This window comes from Lacipirellula parvula (assembly GCF_009177095.1).
GTDB lineage: Bacteria > Planctomycetota > Planctomycetia > Pirellulales > Lacipirellulaceae > Lacipirellula > Lacipirellula parvula.
In genome coordinates this window covers 6,838,253-6,859,794 of the sequence record NZ_AP021861.1, presented here as the reverse complement: position 1 = coordinate 6,859,794, position 21,542 = coordinate 6,838,253, and the positions used below count along the sequence as shown (strand labels likewise).

The 21,542-nt window shown below is 62.4% G+C and carries 18 protein-coding genes; 5 read left to right on the top strand and 13 right to left on the bottom strand.

The features are described 5' to 3' along the window. Window positions 1–93: 93 nt before the first annotated feature. The 3 genes from PLANPX_RS26830 to PLANPX_RS28370 form a co-directional block, all read right to left on the bottom strand. Window positions 94–1,440, bottom strand: coding sequence for an NAD(P)/FAD-dependent oxidoreductase (locus PLANPX_RS26830; RefSeq protein WP_152101692.1), 1,347 nt, complete (start codon window positions 1,438–1,440; stop codon window positions 94–96). 10 nt (window positions 1,441–1,450) lie between these two features. Further along, window positions 1,451–3,157, bottom strand: coding sequence for a glycoside hydrolase family 25 protein (locus PLANPX_RS26825; protein ID WP_152101691.1), 1,707 nt, complete (start codon window positions 3,155–3,157; stop codon window positions 1,451–1,453). A 104-nt stretch (window positions 3,158–3,261) separates the two neighbouring features. Next, window positions 3,262–4,959, bottom strand: a complete 1,698-nt coding sequence (locus tag PLANPX_RS28370; RefSeq protein WP_198421821.1) for a DEAD/DEAH box helicase — start codon at window positions 4,957–4,959, stop codon at window positions 3,262–3,264. Window positions 4,960–5,982: 1,023 nt separating this feature from the next. Here PLANPX_RS28370 and PLANPX_RS26815 point away from each other — a divergent pair. Continuing rightward, window positions 5,983–7,632 carry a hybrid sensor histidine kinase/response regulator gene (locus PLANPX_RS26815; RefSeq protein WP_152101689.1) on the top strand — a complete coding sequence of 550 codons (1,650 nt, stop codon included), beginning with the start codon at window positions 5,983–5,985 and terminating at the stop codon, window positions 7,630–7,632. Window positions 7,633–7,763: 131 nt separating this feature from the next. Next, window positions 7,764–8,486, top strand: coding sequence for a hypothetical protein (locus PLANPX_RS26810; protein WP_152101688.1), 723 nt, complete (start codon window positions 7,764–7,766; stop codon window positions 8,484–8,486). Between the two features lie 57 nt (window positions 8,487–8,543). Here PLANPX_RS26810 and PLANPX_RS26805 read toward each other — a convergent pair whose 3' ends face one another. The 8 genes from PLANPX_RS26805 to PLANPX_RS26770 all read right to left on the bottom strand — a co-directional run bounded on the left by PLANPX_RS26805 (window position 8,544) and on the right by PLANPX_RS26770 (window position 17,118). Continuing rightward, window positions 8,544–8,945, bottom strand: a complete 402-nt coding sequence (locus PLANPX_RS26805; protein ID WP_152101687.1) for a type II toxin-antitoxin system VapC family toxin — start codon at window positions 8,943–8,945, stop codon at window positions 8,544–8,546. Then, window positions 8,942–9,157 carry an antitoxin family protein gene (locus PLANPX_RS26800; RefSeq protein ID WP_152101686.1) on the bottom strand — a complete coding sequence of 72 codons (216 nt, stop codon included), beginning with the start codon at window positions 9,155–9,157 and terminating at the stop codon, window positions 8,942–8,944. Before PLANPX_RS26800 ends, PLANPX_RS26805 begins: the two co-directional genes overlap by 4 nt. Before the next feature lie 115 nt (window positions 9,158–9,272). Next, window positions 9,273–9,893, bottom strand: coding sequence for a hypothetical protein (locus PLANPX_RS26795; RefSeq protein WP_152101685.1), 621 nt, complete (start codon window positions 9,891–9,893; stop codon window positions 9,273–9,275). 34 nt (window positions 9,894–9,927) lie between these two features. Then, window positions 9,928–12,504 (bottom strand): DNA gyrase subunit B, encoded by a 2,577-nt coding sequence (locus PLANPX_RS26790; RefSeq protein ID WP_152101684.1) that lies wholly within the window; start codon window positions 12,502–12,504, stop codon window positions 9,928–9,930. A 146-nt stretch (window positions 12,505–12,650) separates the two neighbouring features. After that, entirely contained in the window at window positions 12,651–13,034 is a 384-nt protein-coding gene (locus tag PLANPX_RS26785; RefSeq protein ID WP_152101683.1) for a DUF721 domain-containing protein, read from the bottom strand. A gap of 176 nt (window positions 13,035–13,210) precedes the next feature. Continuing rightward, a complete protein-coding gene (dnaN, locus tag PLANPX_RS26780) occupies window positions 13,211–14,326 on the bottom strand; it encodes a DNA polymerase III subunit beta (RefSeq protein WP_152101682.1) in 1,116 nt (371 codons plus the stop codon). A 412-nt stretch (window positions 14,327–14,738) separates the two neighbouring features. Continuing rightward, on the bottom strand, window positions 14,739–15,839 hold the full coding sequence (locus PLANPX_RS26775; protein WP_152101681.1) for a DnaA ATPase domain-containing protein: 1,101 nt from the start codon (window positions 15,837–15,839) through the stop codon (window positions 14,739–14,741). A 100-nt stretch (window positions 15,840–15,939) separates the two neighbouring features. Then, window positions 15,940–17,118 carry a cysteine desulfurase family protein gene (locus PLANPX_RS26770; RefSeq protein ID WP_152101680.1) on the bottom strand — a complete coding sequence of 393 codons (1,179 nt, stop codon included), beginning with the start codon at window positions 17,116–17,118 and terminating at the stop codon, window positions 15,940–15,942. Window positions 17,119–17,264: 146 nt separating this feature from the next. On the opposite strand from PLANPX_RS26770, the gene PLANPX_RS26765 reads away from it, so the two are divergent. The 3 genes from PLANPX_RS26765 to PLANPX_RS27615 are packed head-to-tail and all read left to right on the top strand — an operon-like array spanning window position 17,265 to window position 19,108. Further along, the gene (locus PLANPX_RS26765) at window positions 17,265–17,888 is read left to right on the top strand and encodes a hypothetical protein (RefSeq protein WP_152101679.1); all 624 of its coding nucleotides are present in this window, start codon (window positions 17,265–17,267) and stop codon (window positions 17,886–17,888) included. Between the two features lie 44 nt (window positions 17,889–17,932). Further along, the gene (gene scpB / locus PLANPX_RS26760) at window positions 17,933–18,655 is read left to right on the top strand and encodes an SMC-Scp complex subunit ScpB (RefSeq protein ID WP_232536257.1); all 723 of its coding nucleotides are present in this window, start codon (window positions 17,933–17,935) and stop codon (window positions 18,653–18,655) included. Window positions 18,656–18,688: 33 nt separating this feature from the next. Beyond that, a complete protein-coding gene (locus tag PLANPX_RS27615) occupies window positions 18,689–19,108 on the top strand; it encodes a hypothetical protein (RefSeq protein WP_172992352.1) in 420 nt (139 codons plus the stop codon). Between the two features lie 172 nt (window positions 19,109–19,280). On the opposite strand, the gene hemA is transcribed toward PLANPX_RS27615, so the two are convergent. Together hemA and ccsA are read right to left on the bottom strand one after the other, a co-directional pair. Beyond that, window positions 19,281–20,558, bottom strand: a complete 1,278-nt coding sequence (gene hemA / locus PLANPX_RS26750; protein WP_152101678.1) for a glutamyl-tRNA reductase — start codon at window positions 20,556–20,558, stop codon at window positions 19,281–19,283. Beyond that, the gene (ccsA, locus tag PLANPX_RS26745; RefSeq protein ID WP_152101677.1) at window positions 20,555–21,472 is read right to left on the bottom strand and encodes a cytochrome c biogenesis protein CcsA; all 918 of its coding nucleotides are present in this window, start codon (window positions 21,470–21,472) and stop codon (window positions 20,555–20,557) included. The genes hemA and ccsA overlap by 4 nt, the downstream gene beginning before the upstream one ends. Between the last annotated feature and the right edge of the window lie 70 nt (window positions 21,473–21,542).

Sequence of the window (21,542 nt, the reverse complement as noted above, 5' to 3'; positions counted from 1 at the left end):
GTGGTGCAGAAAAGTCTGTTGGCCGAAGAGGCCTATTTTAGTTAGACGTTCGGCGCCGTCGCCAGCCCCGAAACTGCGCAGCAATCGGGCGGTTTACGCCTTCTCGCCGGCGAGAAAGCCGGTGCTGAACGCCGCCTGAAAATTAAAACCGCCGATGCGGCCGTCGAGATCGAGAATCTCGCCGGCGAAAAACAGGTTCGGCGCGAGCTTGCTTTCCATCGTCCGCGAGTCGACTTCGTCGAGCGAGACGCCGCCGGCGGTGACCTCGGCCTTCTTGAAGCCGAGCGTGCCGCTGATGGGGATGGCGGTCCGTTTCAATCCTTCGACGAGCGCCAAGCGCTCGTTACGCGAGAGTTCGGCGGCGCGGCGATCGTGCGGGACGCGAGCGCGGGTCATCAGCGCCTCGGCCAAACGGCGCGGCGCGAGTTCCGCGATGATGTTGAGGACGCCCTTCTTGCCGGAGTGTGCGGCTTCGGCGGCGAGGCGGTCGAGGATTTCGTTCTCTTTCACATTGGGAACGAAGTCGCAGATCGCCTTCCACAACCCGGCTTGGGGACGTTCCGTGATCGCGCGGCTGACGTCCATCGGCGCGGGGCCGGAGAGGCCGAAGTGGGTGAACAAGAACGAAGCGCGGCGAGACATCCGAACCCTCTCCCCTGAGGGGAGAGGTTGGGTGAGGGGTTTTTGGTTTTTCTTGTCTGCTTTTTCTTGCGGGGTGGGGCGGTTGGGAATCCCTCCCCTGGCCCCTCCCTTCGAGGGAGGGGGAGAATCGTCGGCCACGACCTCTACTAGAACGTCGGGCACGGTCACGCCGCTTAGTTCTTGCACCCAGCGTTCGTTCGACGTGAGCGGCACGAGCGCGGGGCGGGGCGGGATGATTTTGTGGCCGAACGTCTTCGCCCACGCGTACCCTTCGCCGATCGTGCCGCAGCCGGGGTACGACTGGCCGCCGACGGTGATGATCAGCCGCTCGGCATGGATGCCGCCGTCGTCGGTAAACACGCGATAGCCGTCGCCTTCGCGGGCGATCTCCAGCACTGGCGTCGCGAGTCGCAACTCGGCGCCGCTGCGATCGAGCATTCGCCGTAGCGCGAGCAGCACGTCGAGCGCACGGTCGCTGGCCGGGAACACCTTGCCGGTCTCTTCAACTTTGGTCGCGACCCCCTCGGCTTCGAACATCCACACGAGTTCGTCCGGCCCGAGCGCCGCGAGCGCCGAGTGGAGGAACGGCCCCCCCGCGCCGAAGCCCGCGACGATGCCGCGGGCGTCGGTTGAGTGGGTGAGGTTGCAGCGGGTGCCGCCCGACATGAGGATCTTCACGCCAGGCTTCGTGTTCTTCTCGAGCAGCAGCGTACGGCGGCCCCGTTCGGCGGCGCGCGTCGCCGCCATAAGCCCAGCCGCTCCGGCGCCGATGACGACCACTTCGAACGATTCATCCATGCCGAGCAGCTTACCCCGCATGGCCTCGGCGACGCCACCCGCAGAGGAGAGCGACGCCGACGAGCGTCACCGCGGCAGGTTCGGGCACGGCGGCGACGGCGGCAGAGGCGTTCACGACCGTTTGATGGCTTTGCCAAACGAGGAAGTCGGCGCCATTGGTGACGCCGTCGTTGTTCGCATCGCCCGCTGCGGTGGCGCCGAACGCCGTCTTCCACACGTCGAGGTCGCGACCGTCGACGAGCCAGTCCTGGTTGAAGTCGCCCGCAATCGGCGCCAAACTCCCATTGGGATTATGGGCCACCGTATCCATATAGAACGTTGACGCAGCGTTGCCCGAGAACAGGATTGAGTCGATCGTCGTCGTCGCAGCGTTGATCGCGCCGTTTGAGCCCGACAGCCACGTGTTCCACTGGGCTGCGTCGTCGAACTGCCATTCGTAGAGATGCCACTGATTGTCGGACGCGACAGACTTTGAAATGCTGCGCTCCGTGCCATCGGAATCGTCGATTGCAAGTTGGACCGACATCCCGGTGCTAGCCGTCTTCAGCCAGAAGCCGATCGAACCTGTCGTCTCAAGCTTGAGATTCGCATCGGGCGTTGAGGGCGAGGCGCCGAGGCCGGGCAGGAAGCGCATCGACCACGTGGCGCTGCTCGGGGTGACCGTAAGTCGTTGCGAACCGGTCCCTTCGTGCGCTTGGTTCGTGACGCGCTCCGCGGTCGCCGAGGCGATGCCGGTGTTCGAACCTGAGTAAGTCGGCGATTGCCCGAAGTAACCTTCCTGATCGCCGCCGTCGAAGTCGGTAATCAGCATCCGCCCGCCGGGCAGACCGCCAAGCTGGCCATGGCCGCTGAGCTTCGCTTCCAATTGAGCGCGGTTGCCGTTGAACAAGTCGCCGTCGACGGCTCCTTCGATGCCGTTGACCGTCCAGTCGTCGGCCCACTGCCAAAAGTCCCAGGCGCCCCATGTCGGCGTGTCGGCGGCCGTGGGCGGGTTGGCCGTACCGGTCGACTTCCACCACGCGAGCCAGAGGTCGTTCTGGTTCGACACCGCGGTGGTGAAGAAGCTGTTCGCCTTCGAGAGACTCGTGTAAACCATCGGCTTCACGCCGAGCGAGTTGTAGATCGTGTCGGAGAACTGTTTTGTCCAAACCGAAGTGTAGTTCTTCGCCTGAGCCGTCGAGGCAAAGTCTGGGAAGCCTTCGACGTCGGCCACCGGGGGCAGCATCTGACCGGCGTCGTAGTAGGGTTTGATGACGCTGAGGTAATGATTGGCTTCGGCCGTGGCGTCGGCGATCGCATCGGCGTTCGACAGCGAACCGTAGTTCGTGTCGAGGTTGCAGAAGTGATACGTTCCGACCAACACGCCCGCCTTCGTCGCCTCACGCATATTGGCGAGGAACAGCGGGTCGTTGTAGGTCTCGCCGCGGCTCGCGCGGACGACGGCGAACTCGACGCCGGCCGTGCGGACGGCATTCCAGTCAATCGCATCCTGAAAGAGCGAGACGTCGATGCCGGGAACGTATGGCTGCGCGGCGCCGCGTTGTTGGCAACAACAAACAGCCAAGAGCGTTAGCAAAATGAGTTGCCGCGAACGATGCATCGCAAGAACCGCCTGGAGTGAGAGGCGACGACCTTCGCCACCGAGGGCGTCGCCGACAATGCGGGCCGTGACGCTCTCTCTAGTGTAAACGCCAGTCGCGACGTTAGCGCTTTTCAAGCAGCGGCCTGCGCGGCGAATTGCCGAGGAATTCCCCGGCAATTCGCCGTTAAGCGCAGCGGCTTACTAAGCTTCGCGCAATCCTTACGAAGGCTTCGCAACTTTTACAGCTTCGAAGTCACCTTCTTGCGGCGCTTGGGGCGACGGCCGCTGCCGGTGGCCGGCGGCTTGTTGTTGGCGGGCGCGGGACCGTCGAGCGTCAGCGGCTCGCTGTCGGCGGCGCGACCGTCGGTGCGACGCTTCGGCGGACGAGGTGGCTTCGGACGGCTGGCGCCATTCGCGCCGTTGAAACGACGACCGCCAGCTGGGCGGGCTCCGCCAGCGCCGTTGCCAGTGGCGTGACCAGCGGCCGGGGCGCCGTTGCTACCGCCGCCATTGTTATTGCCGTAGCCGCCGCCGTTCGACTTGCTGAACCGCGAACGACGATTACCGCCGCCGCCAGGACCGCCCGGTCCGCCGCGACGGCCACGTTGGCCGCCACGCTGCGGGCGTGGTTCGTCGACCGGGGCCGGGGGAGCGGTGAACGTAAGGTCTTCGTGACCGACGCCGACTTCGATCCGCCGACGGGTCAACTTCTCGATGCCGCGGAAGTAGCGAATCTCTTCCGCCGAGCAGAACGAGATCGCTGAACCCGTGGCGCCGGCGCGAGCCGTGCGACCGATGCGGTGCACGTAGGTTTCCGGGGTTTCCGGGATGTCGTAATTAATGACGTGCGACACCTCTTTGATGTCGAGACCGCGAGCGGCGATGTCGGTCGCCACCAACACCGGCGGACGGTTCGACTTGAACTGCTGCAGCGTCCGTTCGCGGAAGTTCTGGCTTTTGTTGCCGTGAATCGCCGCGGCGTTGATCTTGCTCTTGCAGAGGTACTTCACGATCTTGTCGGCCCCGTGCTTGGTGCGCGAGAAGACGATCGTGCGGCTGTTCGCTGTGTTCTGCAGCCACTGCTCGAGGAGGCGAATCTTGCCGTCCTTCGAGACGAAGTAAACCGTTTGGTCGACCTTCTCGGCCGGCGTCGCGACCGGAGCGGTTTGCACGCTCACGGGGAACTCAAGCCACTCGTGAGCGAGTTCGCGAATCGCTTGCGGCATCGTGGCCGAGAACATCAGCGTTTGGCGCTGCTTCGGCACCTTCGAGATGATCCGCTTCAGGTCGGGGATGAAGCCCATGTCGAGCATTTGATCGGCTTCGTCGAGAATCAGGCTCTCGATCTTGCTGAGATCAACGTGCCCTTGGTTCATCAGGTCGAGCAAGCGGCCCGGCGTGGCGATGATCACGTCAGAACCGTGTTGCAGGGCCTTCACTTGCGGGCCCTGGCCGACGCCGCCGTAGATCACGGCATGACGCAGCGCGGTGTGCTTGCCGTAGACAGCGAAGCTGGCCGCGATTTGCGAAACGAGTTCGCGGGTCGGAGCGAGCACCAGGGCGCGGGTCTTGCGACGAGCTTGCGGACGGCGTGAAGTTTGGTGGCGACCGGCGCGGCGATCGGCCCGATTGCCTTGGCGGCGCGAATCTTGAGGTTCGGCAGGAGCTTCCGCCGCTTCGGGTTGGTCGGTCGGTTGACCGTTGGCCTTGGCCGCTTCGTCGCGTTCTTTTTGGAGCGCGACGAGAATACGGTGGATTGTCGGCAGCGCGAAAGCGGCCGTCTTGCCGGTGCCGGTCTGGGCGCAACCGATCAGGTCGCGACCTTCGAGGATCGGGGGAATCGCATCAGCCTGAATCGGCGTCGCGATCTCGTAACCTTTGTCGGCGATCGCGCGAAGCAGAGCCGGACCAAGGTTGAGTGAATCGAACTTAACCATTCTCAAATTCATTTCTGCCCGCGGATGCGAGCGTTGACCCCGCGCACATTGAGCGCAGAGCTTGACTGGATACCGCGGCCGCACTCGTGAAAGAACGAGGGCCGCGACGGTTGATTGCTAACGTGCGGGGAACACGAGAATCGGTCTGGTGAGAGACTGATATTCGACGACGTCGTGGAACGACGAAGTCCGCGTGGTGCACGCAATTGCCACGAGGGGCAAGAAAATCAGTCGTGGTCGAAGGCAGGAATCCGCTGGCGAAGGGGCTTTCCGGAGGGGAAAGAACTCGCCGCTGGACCGCGACAACGAAATCGAATGATCCGGCGACGCCAAAAGGAGGCTGGTGGCCGGTCTCGCACCTGAGGTACGGAGACAAGAATACCACTGTGGAGGGGGAAGTCAATGCCGGGTGGGAGCGGGACTGCGAGTCGTCCGCTCCGTAAGTCTTTTTAATGATTGTAGTTACGTTGATTATCGGGTAGCGTTGGCGGCATTTTGTCGCGTCGTGCGATTTTTGGCGACAAAAAGGCAATGGTGACACGGTGAGGCCGTTTCGAGAGCCGTTTTCTCGGGGGTTTGCGTTGGTTTCGATGGTTGGCATTTTGTCGTCTCGTCTATTTTGTCGCGACAGAATGGCGAGCGTGGCCGTTGGTACTAGATGTTCTGGCTCCCTCCCCCTGGAGGGGAGGGCTGGGGAGGGGGGCGTAGTTGGTACCCGCTTCAACCACCCCTCCCTAACCCTCCCCCTCAAGGGGAGGGAACCTCATTAAGAAAATTCTCTTCGGGCACGGGATACGAACCCAACGGTGGTGCAACTACTCGGCGCGCATCGCGATCCCCGATCCGCACGTCTGTAATTGTTAGCGATTTGCCGGCCGATGCGCAGATGGCAGAAATGGCAGGCTTGCATTCGGCTCGCCCGCTCTCCGTCGCCGACGCTTGGTTCGGCCGATATCATGAGGCGACGCCGCGCGGTCGCTCTCGCTCGGCAATCACCTTCGCAGGCACGACGCGGGGCTTCTCATGTTCGAGATTCTGACCGGGGCGTTTGATACCACCGGCTTTCCGCCGCGGTGGAAGTGCGGCGTCTGGAGCGACGAGCTCGGTTGGCTTCACATTCTCTCCGACATCGCGATCTGGGGCGCTTACACCGCGATTCCGTGCGTGCTGGCATTTTTCATTTTGCGGCGAAAGGACGTGCCGTTTCCGCGGATCTTGTGGTTGTTCGTGGCCTTTATTTTCGCTTGCGGGACGACGCACCTCATCGATGCGATCATCTTTTGGCAGCCGGTCTATCGGTTGGCGGGGTTGGTGAAATTTGCGACGGCGGTCGTCTCGTGGGGAACGGTGTTCGCACTCATCCAGATCACGCCTGGCGTGCTCCACTTTCCAGGGATGGCGAAGTTGAACGAGCAACTGGCTCACGAGATTGCCGAGCGGAAGCTAGCCGAGGAAGAGCGCGAGCGGCTGCTGGAAAGCGAACGGCACGCGCGGAGCGAAGCAGAGAAGGCGAACCGCATGAAGGACGAGTTTTTATCGCTCGTCTCGCATGAGTTGCGGACGCCGCTCAACGCGATGATGGGATACGCTCAGTTGCTGCTGATGAATCCTCGCAGTCCGGACGAAGTGACCAACGCGGCGACGGTGATCGAACGGAATGGCCGCGCTCAGGTGCAAATCATCGAAGATTTGCTCGACATGAGTCGCGTCATCACCGGCAAGATGCGGCTCGACGTGCAGTCGATCGATCTGTGCGATTCGATTCGCGCGGCGGTGAGCGCCGTCACTCCCGCGGCGGCGGCACGAGAGATCGACTTGCAGGTGGTGCTTGATCCGCGGGCCGGGCAGGTGCTCGGCGATCCGAGCCGGCTGGAGCAGGTGTTTTGGAACTTGCTGTCGAACGCGATCAAGTTCACGCCCAAGCATGGAAAGGTGCAAGTGTCGCTCGAGCGGGTGAACTCGCACGTCGAGGTACGGGTCGCCGACACGGGGCAGGGGATGCCGGCGGAGCTGCTGCCGTTCGTGTTCGATCGATTTCGGCAGGGGGACACGAGCACGCAGCGGCGACACGGCGGGCTGGGGCTCGGTTTGTCGCTTGTGAAACATTTCGTTGAGATGCATGGAGGCTCGGTGGTCGCGCGAAGTGCTGGGGCGGGGCAGGGGAGCACGTTTTTAGTTTGCTTGCCGGTGCAGATTGCCGTGCCTGACGTTGCGGAGGAGGACGGCGATCGCGTTCATCCCGCCGCCGCTGGCGACGGGCTATTGAGCATCCCGCGGCTGCCAATCTCTGACCTGAAGGTCGTCATTGTCGACGACGAGGCGGATGCCCGCGCTTTGGTCGAGCGGATGCTGGGCCAGCATGGCGTCGACGTGTACACGGCGGGATCCGCGGACGAGGCATTAGCGCTCGTCGCACGTGTGAAACCTGACGTGATCGTGAGCGACGTCGGCATGCCGGGGACCGACGGCTATCAGTTCATGCGAAAGGTTCGCAGCCTGAGCGACGAGCAAGGGGGCCGTACGCCGGCAGTGGCGTTGACGGCGTTCGCGCGGAGCGAGGACCGGACGAAGGCGCTGCTGGCGGGGTACCAGGCGCATTTGGCGAAGCCGGTGGATGCGAACGAGCTAGCGGCGGTGGTGGCTACGCTGGCGGGGCGGACTGGACGACCCTAGTCACCGCGAGAGTCGGCCACTCCTGAGCCGGTAATTGATACTGCAAACTTGTCTTGAATATGCCACCCCTCGGGGGGTAGGATCGCCTACCTTCCGTCAGTCAATCGATATCCTACTGGGTAATTCTCTAGATGCGTTTTCTACTGGCGCTAATTCTCACGACGCTTGCTTCGCAAGGCGTCGCCGCAACAATCGTCGACCAGGCACATCAAGCTCACAGCTGGAACTACGCTCTGGACTATCCCGGCGATTACATGGCGCAAACCTTCACCATTCGCAATGCGGGAAAGCTTGCGCAGGTGAGCGTCGACGTCATCTTAACTGGCTATGCTGACTCCAAGCCGCCAATCGACGATCTCCACATGAAGATCGTTCGGACGGATGCATTGGGAGTTCCCGTTATCGACCAAGTTCTTGCCACCCATTCATTCAAGTGGACAGAGCTCGACCAATATGGCGTCAACGACAAACCGCATCCCGCGTTCGATGCGAGTCCATGGAACATTTTAGTCTCTGTCGGCGATGTCCTGGCTATCGTTCTCATCAGCGAGCAAACGGGCGAAGATCAATCCTTTTCGGATCGACGATTCGATTACCTGTGGTATGGAGGCACGCAGAATCCCCATCCGGGCGGGGATTTCTACCTTTACTCTCCCAAGCGATATGGAACAGCGCCATACAAATGGACGACGATGGTGAACGCTCCTACGCCGCCACCGGTGAACACGCGGGTGGACATGAGCTTTCGTATCACTGTGGAAGAAGTTCCAGAGCCGCAATCAGTTGTGCTCCTCGCACTGTCGCTCGCCATTGGGTGCATCGGCAAGCTTCGCTGGCGTAGGCGGGGTGCTTGACGCTGACCAAGCCACTCGGTGATTTGCGTCGCGTACACGGAGTGCGCCTGCTACACGCTAGAAGAGCGGCGTGAATCCCGCCGCGGCGAAGTGTTGGTCGTTCGTGAAGACCTCGGTCAGACCGAGGCGGCGCATGATGGCGAACGAAATGCAGTCGACGATGCCGGGATCGCCGGGACGACCTTGATCGTACTGCTGCCAGCCCTTATCCCAATCATCTTGCGTGGGAATAATTAAGCCTTTGTTCGCTAACAAATCACTGCGAAGTCGAATAACGTCTTGTCGGGCCGGTTTGCGAGCGACTGCATTGCCACACTCGCAAAGCACCAAGCTAGTCGTCACGACACGACGACGAGACACCAGCATCTGACCGAAAACGCCACGTGCAGCTTGGTGCCACTGGTCTGCCTGGAGCCAGAGCGCCACGAGCCCCACAGAGTCGAGAAAGATGGGCTTCACGGGTGCAGCTCATCAATACGAGCCGCGAGATCTGTATCGCCGGTGTCGTAAGAATGACTGAGTATTTCGTAGAGTTCTGCCGAGTTTGAGCCAAGCTCACCGTTCTCATCCGGCGATGGCACAACGATGCTGACCGGCGTCGACTCGGGTAGAGCGAGCGGTTCAAGCGGTCGGATAACGCCGTTTTCGTAGATGCCTTGAATGGTTTCCATGGCTTGGTATCCAGGTCGTGGGTGGCTGATTTTATTATACCACTAGCTGGAAGCGAAAGGAAAAGCGTCTGGGGCTCTACCAAACCATAATCTGGCAACATCCAAAGGCTATGAGTTACACATGGTCTTTGTCCACAACTTCCGTGCAGTTCGGCGAAGGCTGCCGCAATGTGACGTTTCCTCGAACAGCTGCGTAGGCTCCTCGCACGAGAAGCCACGCCGTGGCAAGGTTCAAGAAGATCGCCATTGGCAGTGCGATTCGCAACTCGACGAGCGAGAATGCGGCTGCGAGGCAGAGCATGACGATCAAAAATTCGCGAAGATTGAATTGCAGGCTGCGTCGCAATCTCAGCAGCGAGATGCTCCAGATCGTTGTCATGAGCCAATACGGACAGGTCCAAGAAAGACCCTGCGAGCTCGCATGCACGTTGAGTCCTTTGGGCTCCACCGCTATTCCCGATGGCGGCACCGGGAATCCACAGAAATGGCCGTCTCTCCGTTCCGACCAAGACGATTCAGAAGAATCGTACTTCGAAGTCGTGACGAAAAAACTGCTATCTCCGCGCTGAGAGACAAACCCAACGGCAAAACGCCCTTGAACTAACTGGGCGGAAATGCAGTTGGGAGAATCTGTGGTGAAACTCGTCTTAGCATGGCTTGCTCCCCAAAACACGCATGACAGCACGGCCATGACTAGCTTCCGGCAAGCAGCGTCGATTTTCAGAAAATTGAACATACCGACATGCTAATCGCCGGCGGCTCGTTCGCTATCACACATCCAAATTCCGCACATCGAGCGCGTGCTTCTGAATAAACTCCCGCCGCGGTTCGACGTTGTCGCCCATCAGGACGCGGAAGAGTTCGTCGGCGGCGCCGGCGTCTTCCATGCTTACCTTTAGCAGCGTGCGGTTGTTCGGGTCGAGCGTGGTTTCGCGGAGTTCTTCCGCGTTCATTTCGCCTAGACCCTTGAAGCGGGTGACGGTGAGGCCTTTTTGGCCCGCTTCGCGGATGGCGCCGGGGAGGCCGCGGAGGTCTTCGAGGCCCGATTCGTTTTCGCCGCGGCGGATCGTGAAGCGGCTGCCTTCTTCGCCGGTTCGTTCTTGCGGGATGAGGGCTTCGATCGAGAAGCCGAGATCCTTGAGGTCGCTCAGCATGTTGTTGATCGTGCGGACTTCGTGAAGTTCGACGATGCGGAGGCGGGGGCCTTGTTCTTCGGGTTCGGCCGGGGCTCCGTTAGCGGCAGGGGCGGAACCGTTGGCTTCGTCCTGTTTGTCGAGGTCGCTGAGTTTCGCGGTGACGACGGGAGCGGAGTCGACGCGCAGTTCATGGCCGAGTTCCTTTTCCTTGTCGGCGATGAAGGCGTGTGTTTGGGCCATGTCGAGGAACCAGTGTTCTTCGAAGCCAAGGAAGACGTGCACGGTCGGCAGTTTGCCGGTGTTGAGGTCTTGGCGCTCCGAGTGAATGCGGAGGCTGATGCCGCGGCGTTCGAGGGCGATGATCGCTTCTTCCATCGCGGCGAGCGTGCGGACGAGCTTAGTCATCCGTTCGCCTTCGACGATGTTGCCGGCGTGGTCGTCGAACACGCTATCGCCGAGGCCGAGCTCGAGGAGTTGGTTCTTCATCTCCTCTTCGGTCTGCACGTAGTACGCGTCCTTCTTGCCGCGGATGACGCGGAACAGCGGCGGCTGGGCAACGTAGACGTGGCCCTTCGCCACGAGGTCGTACATCTGGCGATAGAAGAAGGTGAGCAGCAGCGTGCGAATGTGCGAACCGTCGACGTCGGCGTCGGTCATGATGATGATGCGGCCGTAGCGACGCTTGCTGAGGTCTTGATCGGGCCCGATGCCGATGCCGACGGCGGAGATCATGTTGCGAATTTCTTCGCTGGCGAGGACTTTGTCTTCGCGCGACTTGTAGGCGTTGATGATCTTACCGCGGAGAGGCAGGATCGCCTGGTATTCGCGCAAGCGTCCGCCTTCGGCCGAGCCGCCGGCGGAGTCACCTTCCACGAGGTAGAGTTCGCACTTGTCGACGTCCTTGCTGGAGCAGTCGCGGAGCTTGCCGGGGAGGCCGCCGCCGGCGAAGACGCCTTTACGATCGCGGACCAGTTGGCGGGCTTTGCGGGCCGACTCGCGGGCTTCGGCGGCGAGGATACCCTTCTTCACCATCGCTTTGGCGGTGCGGGGGTTCTCTTCGAGATACTTCGAGAGGTATTCGCCGAGCGCGGAGTTAACGATGCCTTCGACTTCGCTGTTGCCGAGCTTGGTTTTCGTTTGACCTTCGAACTGCGGATGCGGGACGCGAACGCTGATGACGGCGGTGAGACCTTCGCGGACGTCTTCCCCGGTGGGGATGAGATCCTTGAACATCCCCTCTTTCTTGCCGTAGTTGTTCAGCGAGCGGGTGAGCGCGCTGCGGAAGCCGGAGAGGTGGGTGCCGCCTTCGGTGGTGTTGATGTTGTTGACATACGTGTGGACGTTTTCGGTGTACTCGCCCGAGTACTGGAAGGCGATCTGCATGCCGACGCCTTCGGACTCTTCGTCAAGGAAGAGGATGTCGGGATGGACGGCGTCGCTGGCGCGGTTGAGGTATTTAACGTACTCGCGGATGCCGTCTTCGTACTGGAAGGTTTCGCTTTCGCCGTTGCGGGCGTCGCTGATGGCGATGCGGACGCCGGCGTTGAGGAAGGCGAGTTCCTGTAGACGCTTCACCAGGGTGGCGTAAACGAATTTCGTTTGCGGGAAGATCTGCGGATCGGGCTTGAAGGTAGTCTTCGTGCCGCGCTTGGTGGTCGAGCCGACGCGGCGGACTTCGCCGGTGGGGACGCCGCGTTGGTACTCTTGGTGGTAGACGTGGCCGTCGCGATAGACCTCGACGTCGGCCCATTCGCTGAGGAAGTTAACGACGGTGACGCCGACGCCGTGCAAACCGCCGGAGGTTTGGTAGGCGCCTTTTTCGAACTTGCCGCCGAACTTGAGTACGGTCATCACGCCTTCGAGCGTGGTGACTTCGCGGTCCATTTCTTCGGAGAGTTGAGCGTGGCGTTCGACCGGAATGCCGCGGCCGTCGTCCTCGACCGTCACCGAGCCGTCGGCGTTGACCATCACCGTGACGGTGGTAGCGTGGCTGGCCATCGCTTCGTCGATCGAGTTGTCGACGACTTCGTAGACGAGGTGATGGAGCCCGCGGAGGAAGGTGTCGCCGATGTACATACCGGGACGCTTGCGAACGTGCTCAAGATCGCTGAGATGCTCCAGGTCCTTCGCGCCGTAGTCGGCATTGCCGTCGTGCGTGGTGGAACGGGGCTTCTTCTCTTCGGGCTGGGGAGTGTTTTCTGCTTCTGACATGTTTTACTTTTGCTTTTGATTTATCTCACGCAAAGGCGCAAAGGCGCGAAGAAAACAGGCAGAGATCACATTCCGCGATTCTTCTTTGCGCCTTCGCGCCTTTGCGTGAAATAACTTCTTTCTGAAACGATTTGATTTATTCAGGGTTACCCGATTTTGCCGACGCGGAAGCGAAGTTGCTTCAGTCCGACGTCGGGGCGGGCGGCTTTTAGTTCTTGGAGGATGCGTTCTTTTTCGAAGCCGAGTTCTTGCATCACCAGCGAGTTGGCGGCGACGACTTCTAACACGCCGCGGCGAAGTTGGCCAACTTCCGTCACCGCGGCGAACGCTTCGCCGGCTGCGGCCAGCCAGGCGTCGTTCCACTCGCCGAGGTTGCGGACCTGGGCGTAGCCGCGACGCTGGATTAATTGCGACATCACCTCAGCGACTGGTTTCGGCTGCTTCCCGTAGAACCAACGCTTGTGCGACTGAGCGCGACGCGTCAGGTCGTTCCAATCGTCGGGGTGCGGTTCTGTCGGAGGGATGGTCATGAAAAACTTCAATGCGTTTAACACAGAGAGCACAGAGGACACGGAGAAATACGTTGTTTAGTCAGGTAACAAACTGGTTCAGAACGTTCGCTGAAATCGATCGCTGCGATTTGGTCTGAAGTTGAATTCTTCCTCTGTGAACTCTGTGCTCTCTGTGTTGAAAGTCTTTTGAAGGACTAACGATCACGTGCCAGCGGCATGATCACGTAGCCGTAGCCGTCTTCCGTGCTGCAGACCGCGGCGCTTTCGCCGTCCTTGAGCTCGATGCTGAATGTCTTGTCGCTGTCGAGCACCTTCAGGAAGTCGATCACGAATCGCGGGTCGAGCGTGATTGTGATCTCCTGGCCGTCGTAGCCGATCGGGAGTTCGACGCGCGATTGGCCCACTTCGGCCGCCTTGCCGGCGAGGACCAGCGAACCGTCGCCGAACGTGAAATCGATGCCGCGGCTTTCTTCGCTCGTGACGATCGCCGCTTGGCGAACGGCGGCGTGCGTCGGGCCGGCGGCGAGTTCGATCTGCTGGCCGACGCCGCGTTCAGGGAAGACCTTCCGCCATTCGGGGAAGCGGCCTTCAAGCAAGCGAGCCGAGATCGTCGCCCGCGGACTGTGGACGATGAACTCGTTGCCGCGGACGGCGAGTTGCACTTCAGTATCGGTCGGAGCGATCGCCCGTTCGATCAGTTGCATCGCGCGGGTCGGCACGATCGTGTTCTGCTGCACCGCGGCGGGTTCGCCTTGCTTCGTGACGGGGCCAACCATTTTCGCGAGGCGGCGGCCGTCGGTGCCGATCGCGGTGACCATGTCCGTATCGAATTCCAGCTTCACGCCGCCGAGGGCGTAACGGCTGCTTTCGTTATCGGTGGCGAAGACCGTGCGGCGGATCAGTTCGCGAAGGAGCCGAGCGGGGACTTCGAAGTAGCTCGTCTCTTCAAAGCCGCCGACGGGGGGGAACTCGGCCGGGTTCTCGGCGGGGAGTTGGAAGCGGCTTCGCTCGCCGCGGATCGTGGCGCCGTTGCCGTCCGATTCGATGTGAATGGTTTGATCGGCCGACTCGCGTAGGATCGATCCGAACCGCGTGACCGGCAGCACCACCGAGCCGGGGGCCTGAACGTCGACGCCGCCGACAGCGTGACGGATGCCAACTTCGAGGTCGGTGGCGGTGAGCGAGGCGCCGTCCGGGGTGACGTCGAGTTTGACGTTCTGCAGGATCGGTTTCGGGCTACGGCTGGGAGCGACGGCGGCGACCGTCTGGAAGGCTTGCAGGAGTTGCTCGCGATCGCAGGAAATTTTCATGGAGGTTTTTACCTTCGGGTAACTGGCGGAACGCAAACTATTGGATGGCGTTCCCGCCACGATGTTCGACTTCTATCTGAGACAGACCGCAGGGATGAACCCCGCGGCTCGCGGTTTTTGCTTCTTATGTATTTCAAAAGTTAGTAACAGAAGAATAGCGAGGCTGTTTACTGTCGATAGGTCTCGCGTACTGCCGTTAAGTTGTTTGTGTGTAAAGGTTTAAGGTGATGTCGTCGCGGTGGATAACTCGTTGCTTTCGTGTTCGTAGCGTGTTGGGCCCGTGTCGATGGTTGAGGGCGTTTGTCGGGTGCGGTCAGGCAGATGTTGGTGCGGCAATAGTTGCGTGGCGTTGACGACTGGTTGCTAACAGGTTGTCCACATACGGCGCTGAACTCCGGTGTTCAGCGCGAATTCAACGCAGCAGCCGGTCGAGTTCATCGACGGCTTGCTGGGTGACTGGATCGTGCGTGATTCGTTCAGCCAAGCGGCGTTCGGCGTGCATGATCGTCGTGTGGTCGCGGCCGCCGAGGCCGCGGCCGATGTCGGCGTAGCTCAGGCTGGTGAGGCGGCGGGCGAGGTAGACGGCGATGTTGCGGGCCTCGACCAGCGACGCCCGGCGGGCGGGGCCGGTGAGGGCGGCTTGGGTGATCGAGAAATAGCGGGCGGTGACGGCGATGATTTGCTTGAGTTGGGCGAAATCGGTGGCGGCGTTGTCGGTGGTTGGGGGGGGTGTTGGTGCGGGGACTGCGACCGGCGGTCGCGGCTTTATGGCTGTGGTGACGCGGCCGATTAGTTCGGCGGGGGAACTGGCTTCGCGTTGGGCGAGGCGGGCTAGTTCCGCGTCGGTGAAAACCGTGCCGCGGGCGCTGGCGGCGAGTTGCAAGATCGCGCGGCGGGCGGCGAGGCTGGGGCGTTGCAAGCGGACGGTGAGGCCGGCCGATAGGCGATCACGGAGTCCCGTATCTAAATGACCGATGGCGATCGGTTCGCGGTCGGCCGTCAGCACGACGATCCCGCCCGCGGCGACGATGGCGTCGATCGCGTAGCGGAGTTCCTGCTGGAAGGCGGGCCGCGGCCGCAGGCGGTGGAGGTCGTCGATTACCAGCAATCGCAAGCTGCGAATGGAGTCGCGCCAAGCAGGGAGGCGATCGTCGTCGGTGGCGGCCTGAACCTCGCGGCAGAAGTCGGCGGCGGTGAAATACTCGACCTGCGCCGCGTCGAGGCGTTGCCGCCAGTGGCGGACAATTCCCTGGACGAGCTGTGATTTGCCGCTGCCGCTGCCGCCGACCAGCACCAGCGGATTGAACAGCTGGGTTCCGTCGGCGACGTCGCGTTTGGCCAAATCGAGGTCGCCCAACAGCCGCAGGAGGGGGGCGACGACGAGTTCATTCTCGGGGCCGACGACGAACGACGGCAACATTCCGGAGGCCGCCGCGGGGGCGTCGCTGCCAGGAAGTTCGAGTTGAAGAACGCCGTCAATCACGTGGATCCGTCCGTCGAAATCGCTCGGCATGGCGGGCTCAAAATCAGCGCATACCGGGGGCCGCGAAACAGCCCCACAATTTACCCGATTTGCCTTGCCAGCGTTAGCGGTCGCGGCCAATAAAAGAGCGTTATCCGGCGCGACGCAAATTGTTACACACGTTCAAGATACGTCGAGCGGCCTCGTCGATTTCAGCGGGGGTCGTCGTAGCCCCCAAACTGAACCGCACGGAGGACGAAACCAGGGCCTCGGGAAGGCCCATCGCGAGGAGGGTGGGGGAGGGTTCGCTCGATCCGCTGGCACAGGCGGAACCGCTCGAACAGGCGACGCCCGCGAGGTCGAGAGCCATCACCAACGCCTGCCGGTTGAGGCCGACCAGGGCGATGTTTGACGTGTGCGGAAGGCGGGGCGCTTGGCCGCCGATGACGACCGCTGCGGGCCAACCGGCGAGGAGGGTCTGCTCGAACTGGTCACGGAGCGCGGTCATTCGTGCGCGTCGATCGGTCGCTTCGCGCTGCCAGAGTTCGAGTGCGGTTTGCATGCCGATGGCGAGCGGCGCCGATTCGGTCCCTGGACGGAGGGCAGCTTGTTGGAAGCCGCCGAAGAGGGCTGGTTCGAGTTTTACGCCGTGGCGCAGTAGCAGAATGCCGACGCCGAGCGGGCCGTGGAACTTGTGGGCGGTGGCGGTGAGGGCGTCGACGCCGAGGGCTTGGAAGTCGACGGGGATCTTGCCGACGGCCTGGGTGGCGTCGGTGTGGAGGGGCGTGCCGTGGCGGCGGCAGATCTCGGCGGCGGCTGCAATCGGCTGGATGACGCCCGTTTCGTTGCTAGCGAGCATGATGCTAGCAACGCGGGTGGCGGGGGTGAGGAGGGGGGTCAGTTCGTCGAGGCGGATGAGACCGTGGGCGTCGATGCCGAGGGTTTGGAGGGTGGCGGCGCTCGTGGCGGCGAGGTGCTCGGCGGGGCGGGCGATGCTGGGGTGTTCGATGGCGGAGATGAGGAGGTGGGGATCGGCCGGGGGCGGGGACGCCCCGGCTCGCTGGAGGCCGTGGAGGGCTAAGTTGTTCGATTCCGTGCCGCCGCTGGTGAAAATCAGCTGGTCGGCGTCCATTCCGGTGGTGCGGACGCCGAGCATTTCGGCGATGCGGAGGCGGGCTTGTTCGAGGGCTCGGCGGGCCTGTCGGCCGGCGTCGTGCTGGCTGGCGGGGTTGCCTCGGTAGCGGAGCGACGCCTCGCGCATGGCGTCGGCCACCTCGGGAAGGATGGGGGCGGTGGCGTTGTGGTCGAGGTAAATCGGGGCGGCGGGCATGGGGTCGATTATACGACGAATGCCCTGCCGCATACCGATCTTGCTGCTAGCAATTGGTCGACGATATCATCCGCCGCCCCATGGAAGGGGCGAGGGCCGTGCCCTGAGCTTTTCGTGCCAGTCTGCGAAAACGGATTTTCGAACTTATGGCGACGCTGTTTCGTGCGGCGGTGATGATGTCGGTGCTCGTCGGCTTGCCCGGCGCCTGGATCTACTATGGCCCGTTGCCGAGCAGTGCGCAACGCGTGGTTGATCGTTTCGTGACGATCGCCAAAGAGGCGACGGGGTGGAAGTCGGCGGAACCGGCGGTGAAGCCGGCTTGGGATTTTACGAAATCGGAGCCGATTGTGGGGGCTGAGCGAGCTCCGTCGCAGGTTGCGGGGATGAATCAGAAGACCGCGGGGATGAACCCCGCGGCTCGCATTGAACAATCGCAGCCGTCAACGGAGCAAACTTCAGCGACGATCGCGCCGGGGTTTGGGTCGGCGTTGCCGCCGGTTGAGGCTCCGGCGCCTGCTCCGCCGACCACGTTGGCGGAACGTGTCGAACCTTTGCTCGTGCAGTTGCGTCAACTTGGCGTGGCGGAGTATGCCCTTGAACGGTGGGGCGGCGAGGGGAAGCTCTACCGCTTCCATTGCGAGATGCCGATCAGCGGCGGCTCGCTGACACAGCAATTTGAGGCGGTGACCGCGGATCCCGAAGCGAGCGTTGAGCAGGTCGTGACCGAAGTCTCGCAGTGGCGAGTGGCGCGACAGGCGGGCGGGATGTAGGTTCGCACGGGTTGATCCCCGCGACCCTGGCGGCGAAAGCGATCATGCGCAAACTCTCGACAACGCTGGCCGCCCGGTTGAACAGTCCGGCAGTCGCTGCGCGCGAGCCCTGGGCGGCGTTTGCGGCAACTCGAAAGGCCCCGCCGGCGTCCCCCGCAGCAACTCCCGGGCCGGTTGAGCTCGTTCGCGTCAGCACCGAGCGGATGGCCGACAAGTTGGCTCGGCTCGAAGCGATTTTGCTGTTAGCCCGCGAGCCGCTTCCCTCAAGAAAGTTGGCCGCGCTCGCCGATTTGGCCGATGGAACGGAGGCTCGCTCGCTGGTGCGGGAACTGAGCCGAAGAATGCGGCGGCGGGGAAGTGCACTCCAGCCGGTGGAAGTGGCCCACGGAATTCAGTTATTAACGCGGCCCCAATTGGCCGATTGGCTGGGGAAAGTTCACGCTCCGCCGAGCGAAATGCGGTTATCGGCGCCGGCGCTCGAAACGCTGGCCGTGGCGGCTTATCGGCAGCCGGTGACGCGGGCGGAAATCGAGTCGATTCGGGGAGTCCAGTGCGGGGAAATCCTCCGCGTGTTGATGGAACGGGACTTTTTGCGTATCGTCGGACGGAGTGAGGAGTTAGGACGCCCCTTCCTGTACGGCACCACGCGAAAGTTTTTGCAAGTTTTTGGCCTCCGCCGCTTGGAACAACTGCCGCCAGTCGATCAAATTTGTAACGCTGCATCACGCGCGGCTGAATCGCTCGAGCTAAGGGGCGCGAGCGAGTAACGTGCGGTTGAAGTTGGTTTAGGAGTATTTATCGTGCGGTCCCAGTTTTCGATTGCTGACGGTTCCGTCGCCTTAGCGGCGAATGAAGATGAGTTCGCGCCCGTGGCGCCATGGTCGACGAGCTTCCTGACCGAAGGGTTGGTCATGGCCAAGGACGACGACGATGACGAGTACGAGTACGAAGACGAGGATGACGACGACGACGACGATGATGACGACGCCGAAGACGGCGACGAGTACGAGTACGAAGATGAAGAAGAGGAAGACGACGATGAAGAGGACGCCGAGGAAGAAGAACTAGAAGAAGACGAGTGGGAAGAAGTCGACGACGAGGACGAGGACGAGGAAGAAGAAGACTCGGACGACGATGATGAGGAAGAAGAGTACGAGTACGAGGACGACGAAGAAGAAGACGAACTCGCCTACGAGCAAGAAGAAGACGACGAAGATTGATCGTCGCTTCTGATCGCTGAGACCGATCCAGGCGATTTGAATAAAAACAAGCGCTGAACAGAAACAAGCGAGCCGCGGGGTTTATCCCCGCGGCTTTTTTGTTTGATGGACTGAATGGTCCTATTCTAGCCCCGGGCTCCGCCCGGGGCTAGGGTGCCCGCGAGAGCTTCGACTACTCTTCCAGCCGGAAGAGTCTGCGGATGGCGTCGAGCAGGCCGTGCGGCGGGCCTTCTTGCGAGGCGTCGCGGAGCGATTCGAGCGGCGGGTGGAGTAGTTTGTTCACCAGGCGGTCGGCGAACTGTTCGATCTCGGCGCGGGCCCGCGAATCGAGATCGGGGAGCTTTTTGAACAGCCGTTCGAGCTCCGCCACTTTCGGCTCTTCAAGATTCCGTCGCAGGCCGCTGATCACTGGGCCAGCGAGACGGCGATGCGCGGCCGCCATGAAGGCGTCGGTCTCGGCGAGGATGATCTCTTCCGCGGCAGGAAGTTCCGCGGCCCGGGCGGCGCGGTTCAGCTCGCAGGCCGTCGCCAGATCGTCGAGCGAGTAGAGGTAGACGCCGAGTTGTTCGCCGACGGCAGATTCAAAGTTCCGCGGCACGGCGAGATCGAGAATGAACAGCGGCCGTTGTTGCCGCAGTGGGGCGACGACGCGTGCAAACCGATCGGCGGCGACAATCGGTTCGGTCGCCCCCGTGGCGCCGATGACGAGATCGGCCGTGGCAAGCTCGTCCCACAGCCGTTCCCACGGGACGGCCACGCCCTTCCACTCCGCGGCCAGTTCCATCGCTCGTTCGGGGCTGCGGTTCACGACATGGATCCGCGTGGCGCCGGCGTCTTGCAGGTAGCGGATCGTTTCCTCGGCCATTTCGCCGGCGCCGATCACGAGAACGTGTTTGTCGTCGAAGCGTTCAAAGACACGGCTGGCGAAGTCGGCGATCGCGACGCTGGGGATGCTGACGCGGTGTTTGTGGAGGCCCGTTTCGTTGTAAACGCGGCGGGCGGCGCGGAGGGCCGATTGAAACAGATCGTGCAGCGCCGGCCCCGCGGCGCCGCTATCGACCGAGCGTTGGTAGGCCTGCTTCACCTGGGCGAGGATCTGCGGCTCGCCGACGACCATGCTGTCGAGGCTCGCCGCGACGCGGTAAAGGTGAGCGACCGCCTCGCGTTGGTAGAGCGAGAGGATTTGCCCTTCGACGCGCTGCGCGGGAACTCCGTGGTAGCCGAGCAAGGCGTCAACGAGGTCTTCGGTTTCGGGGGCGTCCACCGGGCCGTCGCCGGCGGCGTAGAGCTCAACGCGGTTGCACGTCGACAGCAGCGCGAACTCGGCCGTGGGGAAGCGTTCGCGCCAGCGGGCGAGGGCTTCGCTGGTTTGCTCGTTGCCGAAGGCGAGTTGTTGGCGGAGGTCGACGCCGGAGGCGCGATGGGTGCAACCGATCATGCGGAGGTTCATGGCGAGCCTCCCGAAGTTTCGAGTTTCGGGTTTCGAGTTTCGAGAGAAGTCGCAATGTCTTCAGTCGCAACTCGCGACTCGCGACTCGAAACTGCCCTTCCGTGCATCGATTGGCTGCTCATGAACGCGGCCAGCGTGATCACTAGGAACACAAACCCCGCGAGCGTCAGATACGCCACCTTGCGGCCGCGCCGGGCGGCGGGGTAAGCCAGGCGGAACGCCTCGGCCGCGACGAGCCACGAGAACATGCCGCTCAGGCTGAGCACCACCGGGTCGGTCCAGCGGAGTCCACTGCCGTCGCGGAGGGCGAGCCGCATCAATACGCCCGAAATGAAGCCGAGGCCGACGAGCACGGTGGCGGCGATCAGCGAGCGGGCGTTCACACGTTCGAGCCATTCAAGGCTCGGCAGGCGGAAGCGATCGCTCAGCGGCGCCTTGTTCTTCAGTCGTGCGCTTTGCACGAGGTACATCAATCCCGCGACGAAACCGAGCAGCACGGCGACGGCGCCGAGCATCAGGAAGACGCCGTGCAAGATTCCCCAAATGCGGGGCATTTCGGCGCCGGCCATTGGTTCGATGCTAGCGAAACGGGCGGCGCCGATGAGAGCGAGGACGATGGGGAGCAGAAACAGGCCGATCGAGGCCCGCGGTTGGTAGAGGACCAATCCGACGTAAATGAGGGCGAGCACCCACGCGGCCGAGAGGTACCAATCGTGCTGGCTCGACAGCGGCGCCCAGGGCGAACTGGCGGCGCGCTCAGCGAGGTACCAGGTCTGCGCGACCAGGCCGGCGATGGCGGCGGCGACTACCGCCAAACGCCGCCAGCGTGGGCGCGCCCATAGGCCCAAGACTTCCAGCGCGAGCGCCGCCCCGTAGCAGAGGGTGAAGCTGAGCATGGTGACGGCGGCAGGCATGTCGTGTGTCGGGTGCCACTGGCGTATCGCCAGTGAGAAGTGCTCGGCAGGTTTAAGAGATCAACCGCTC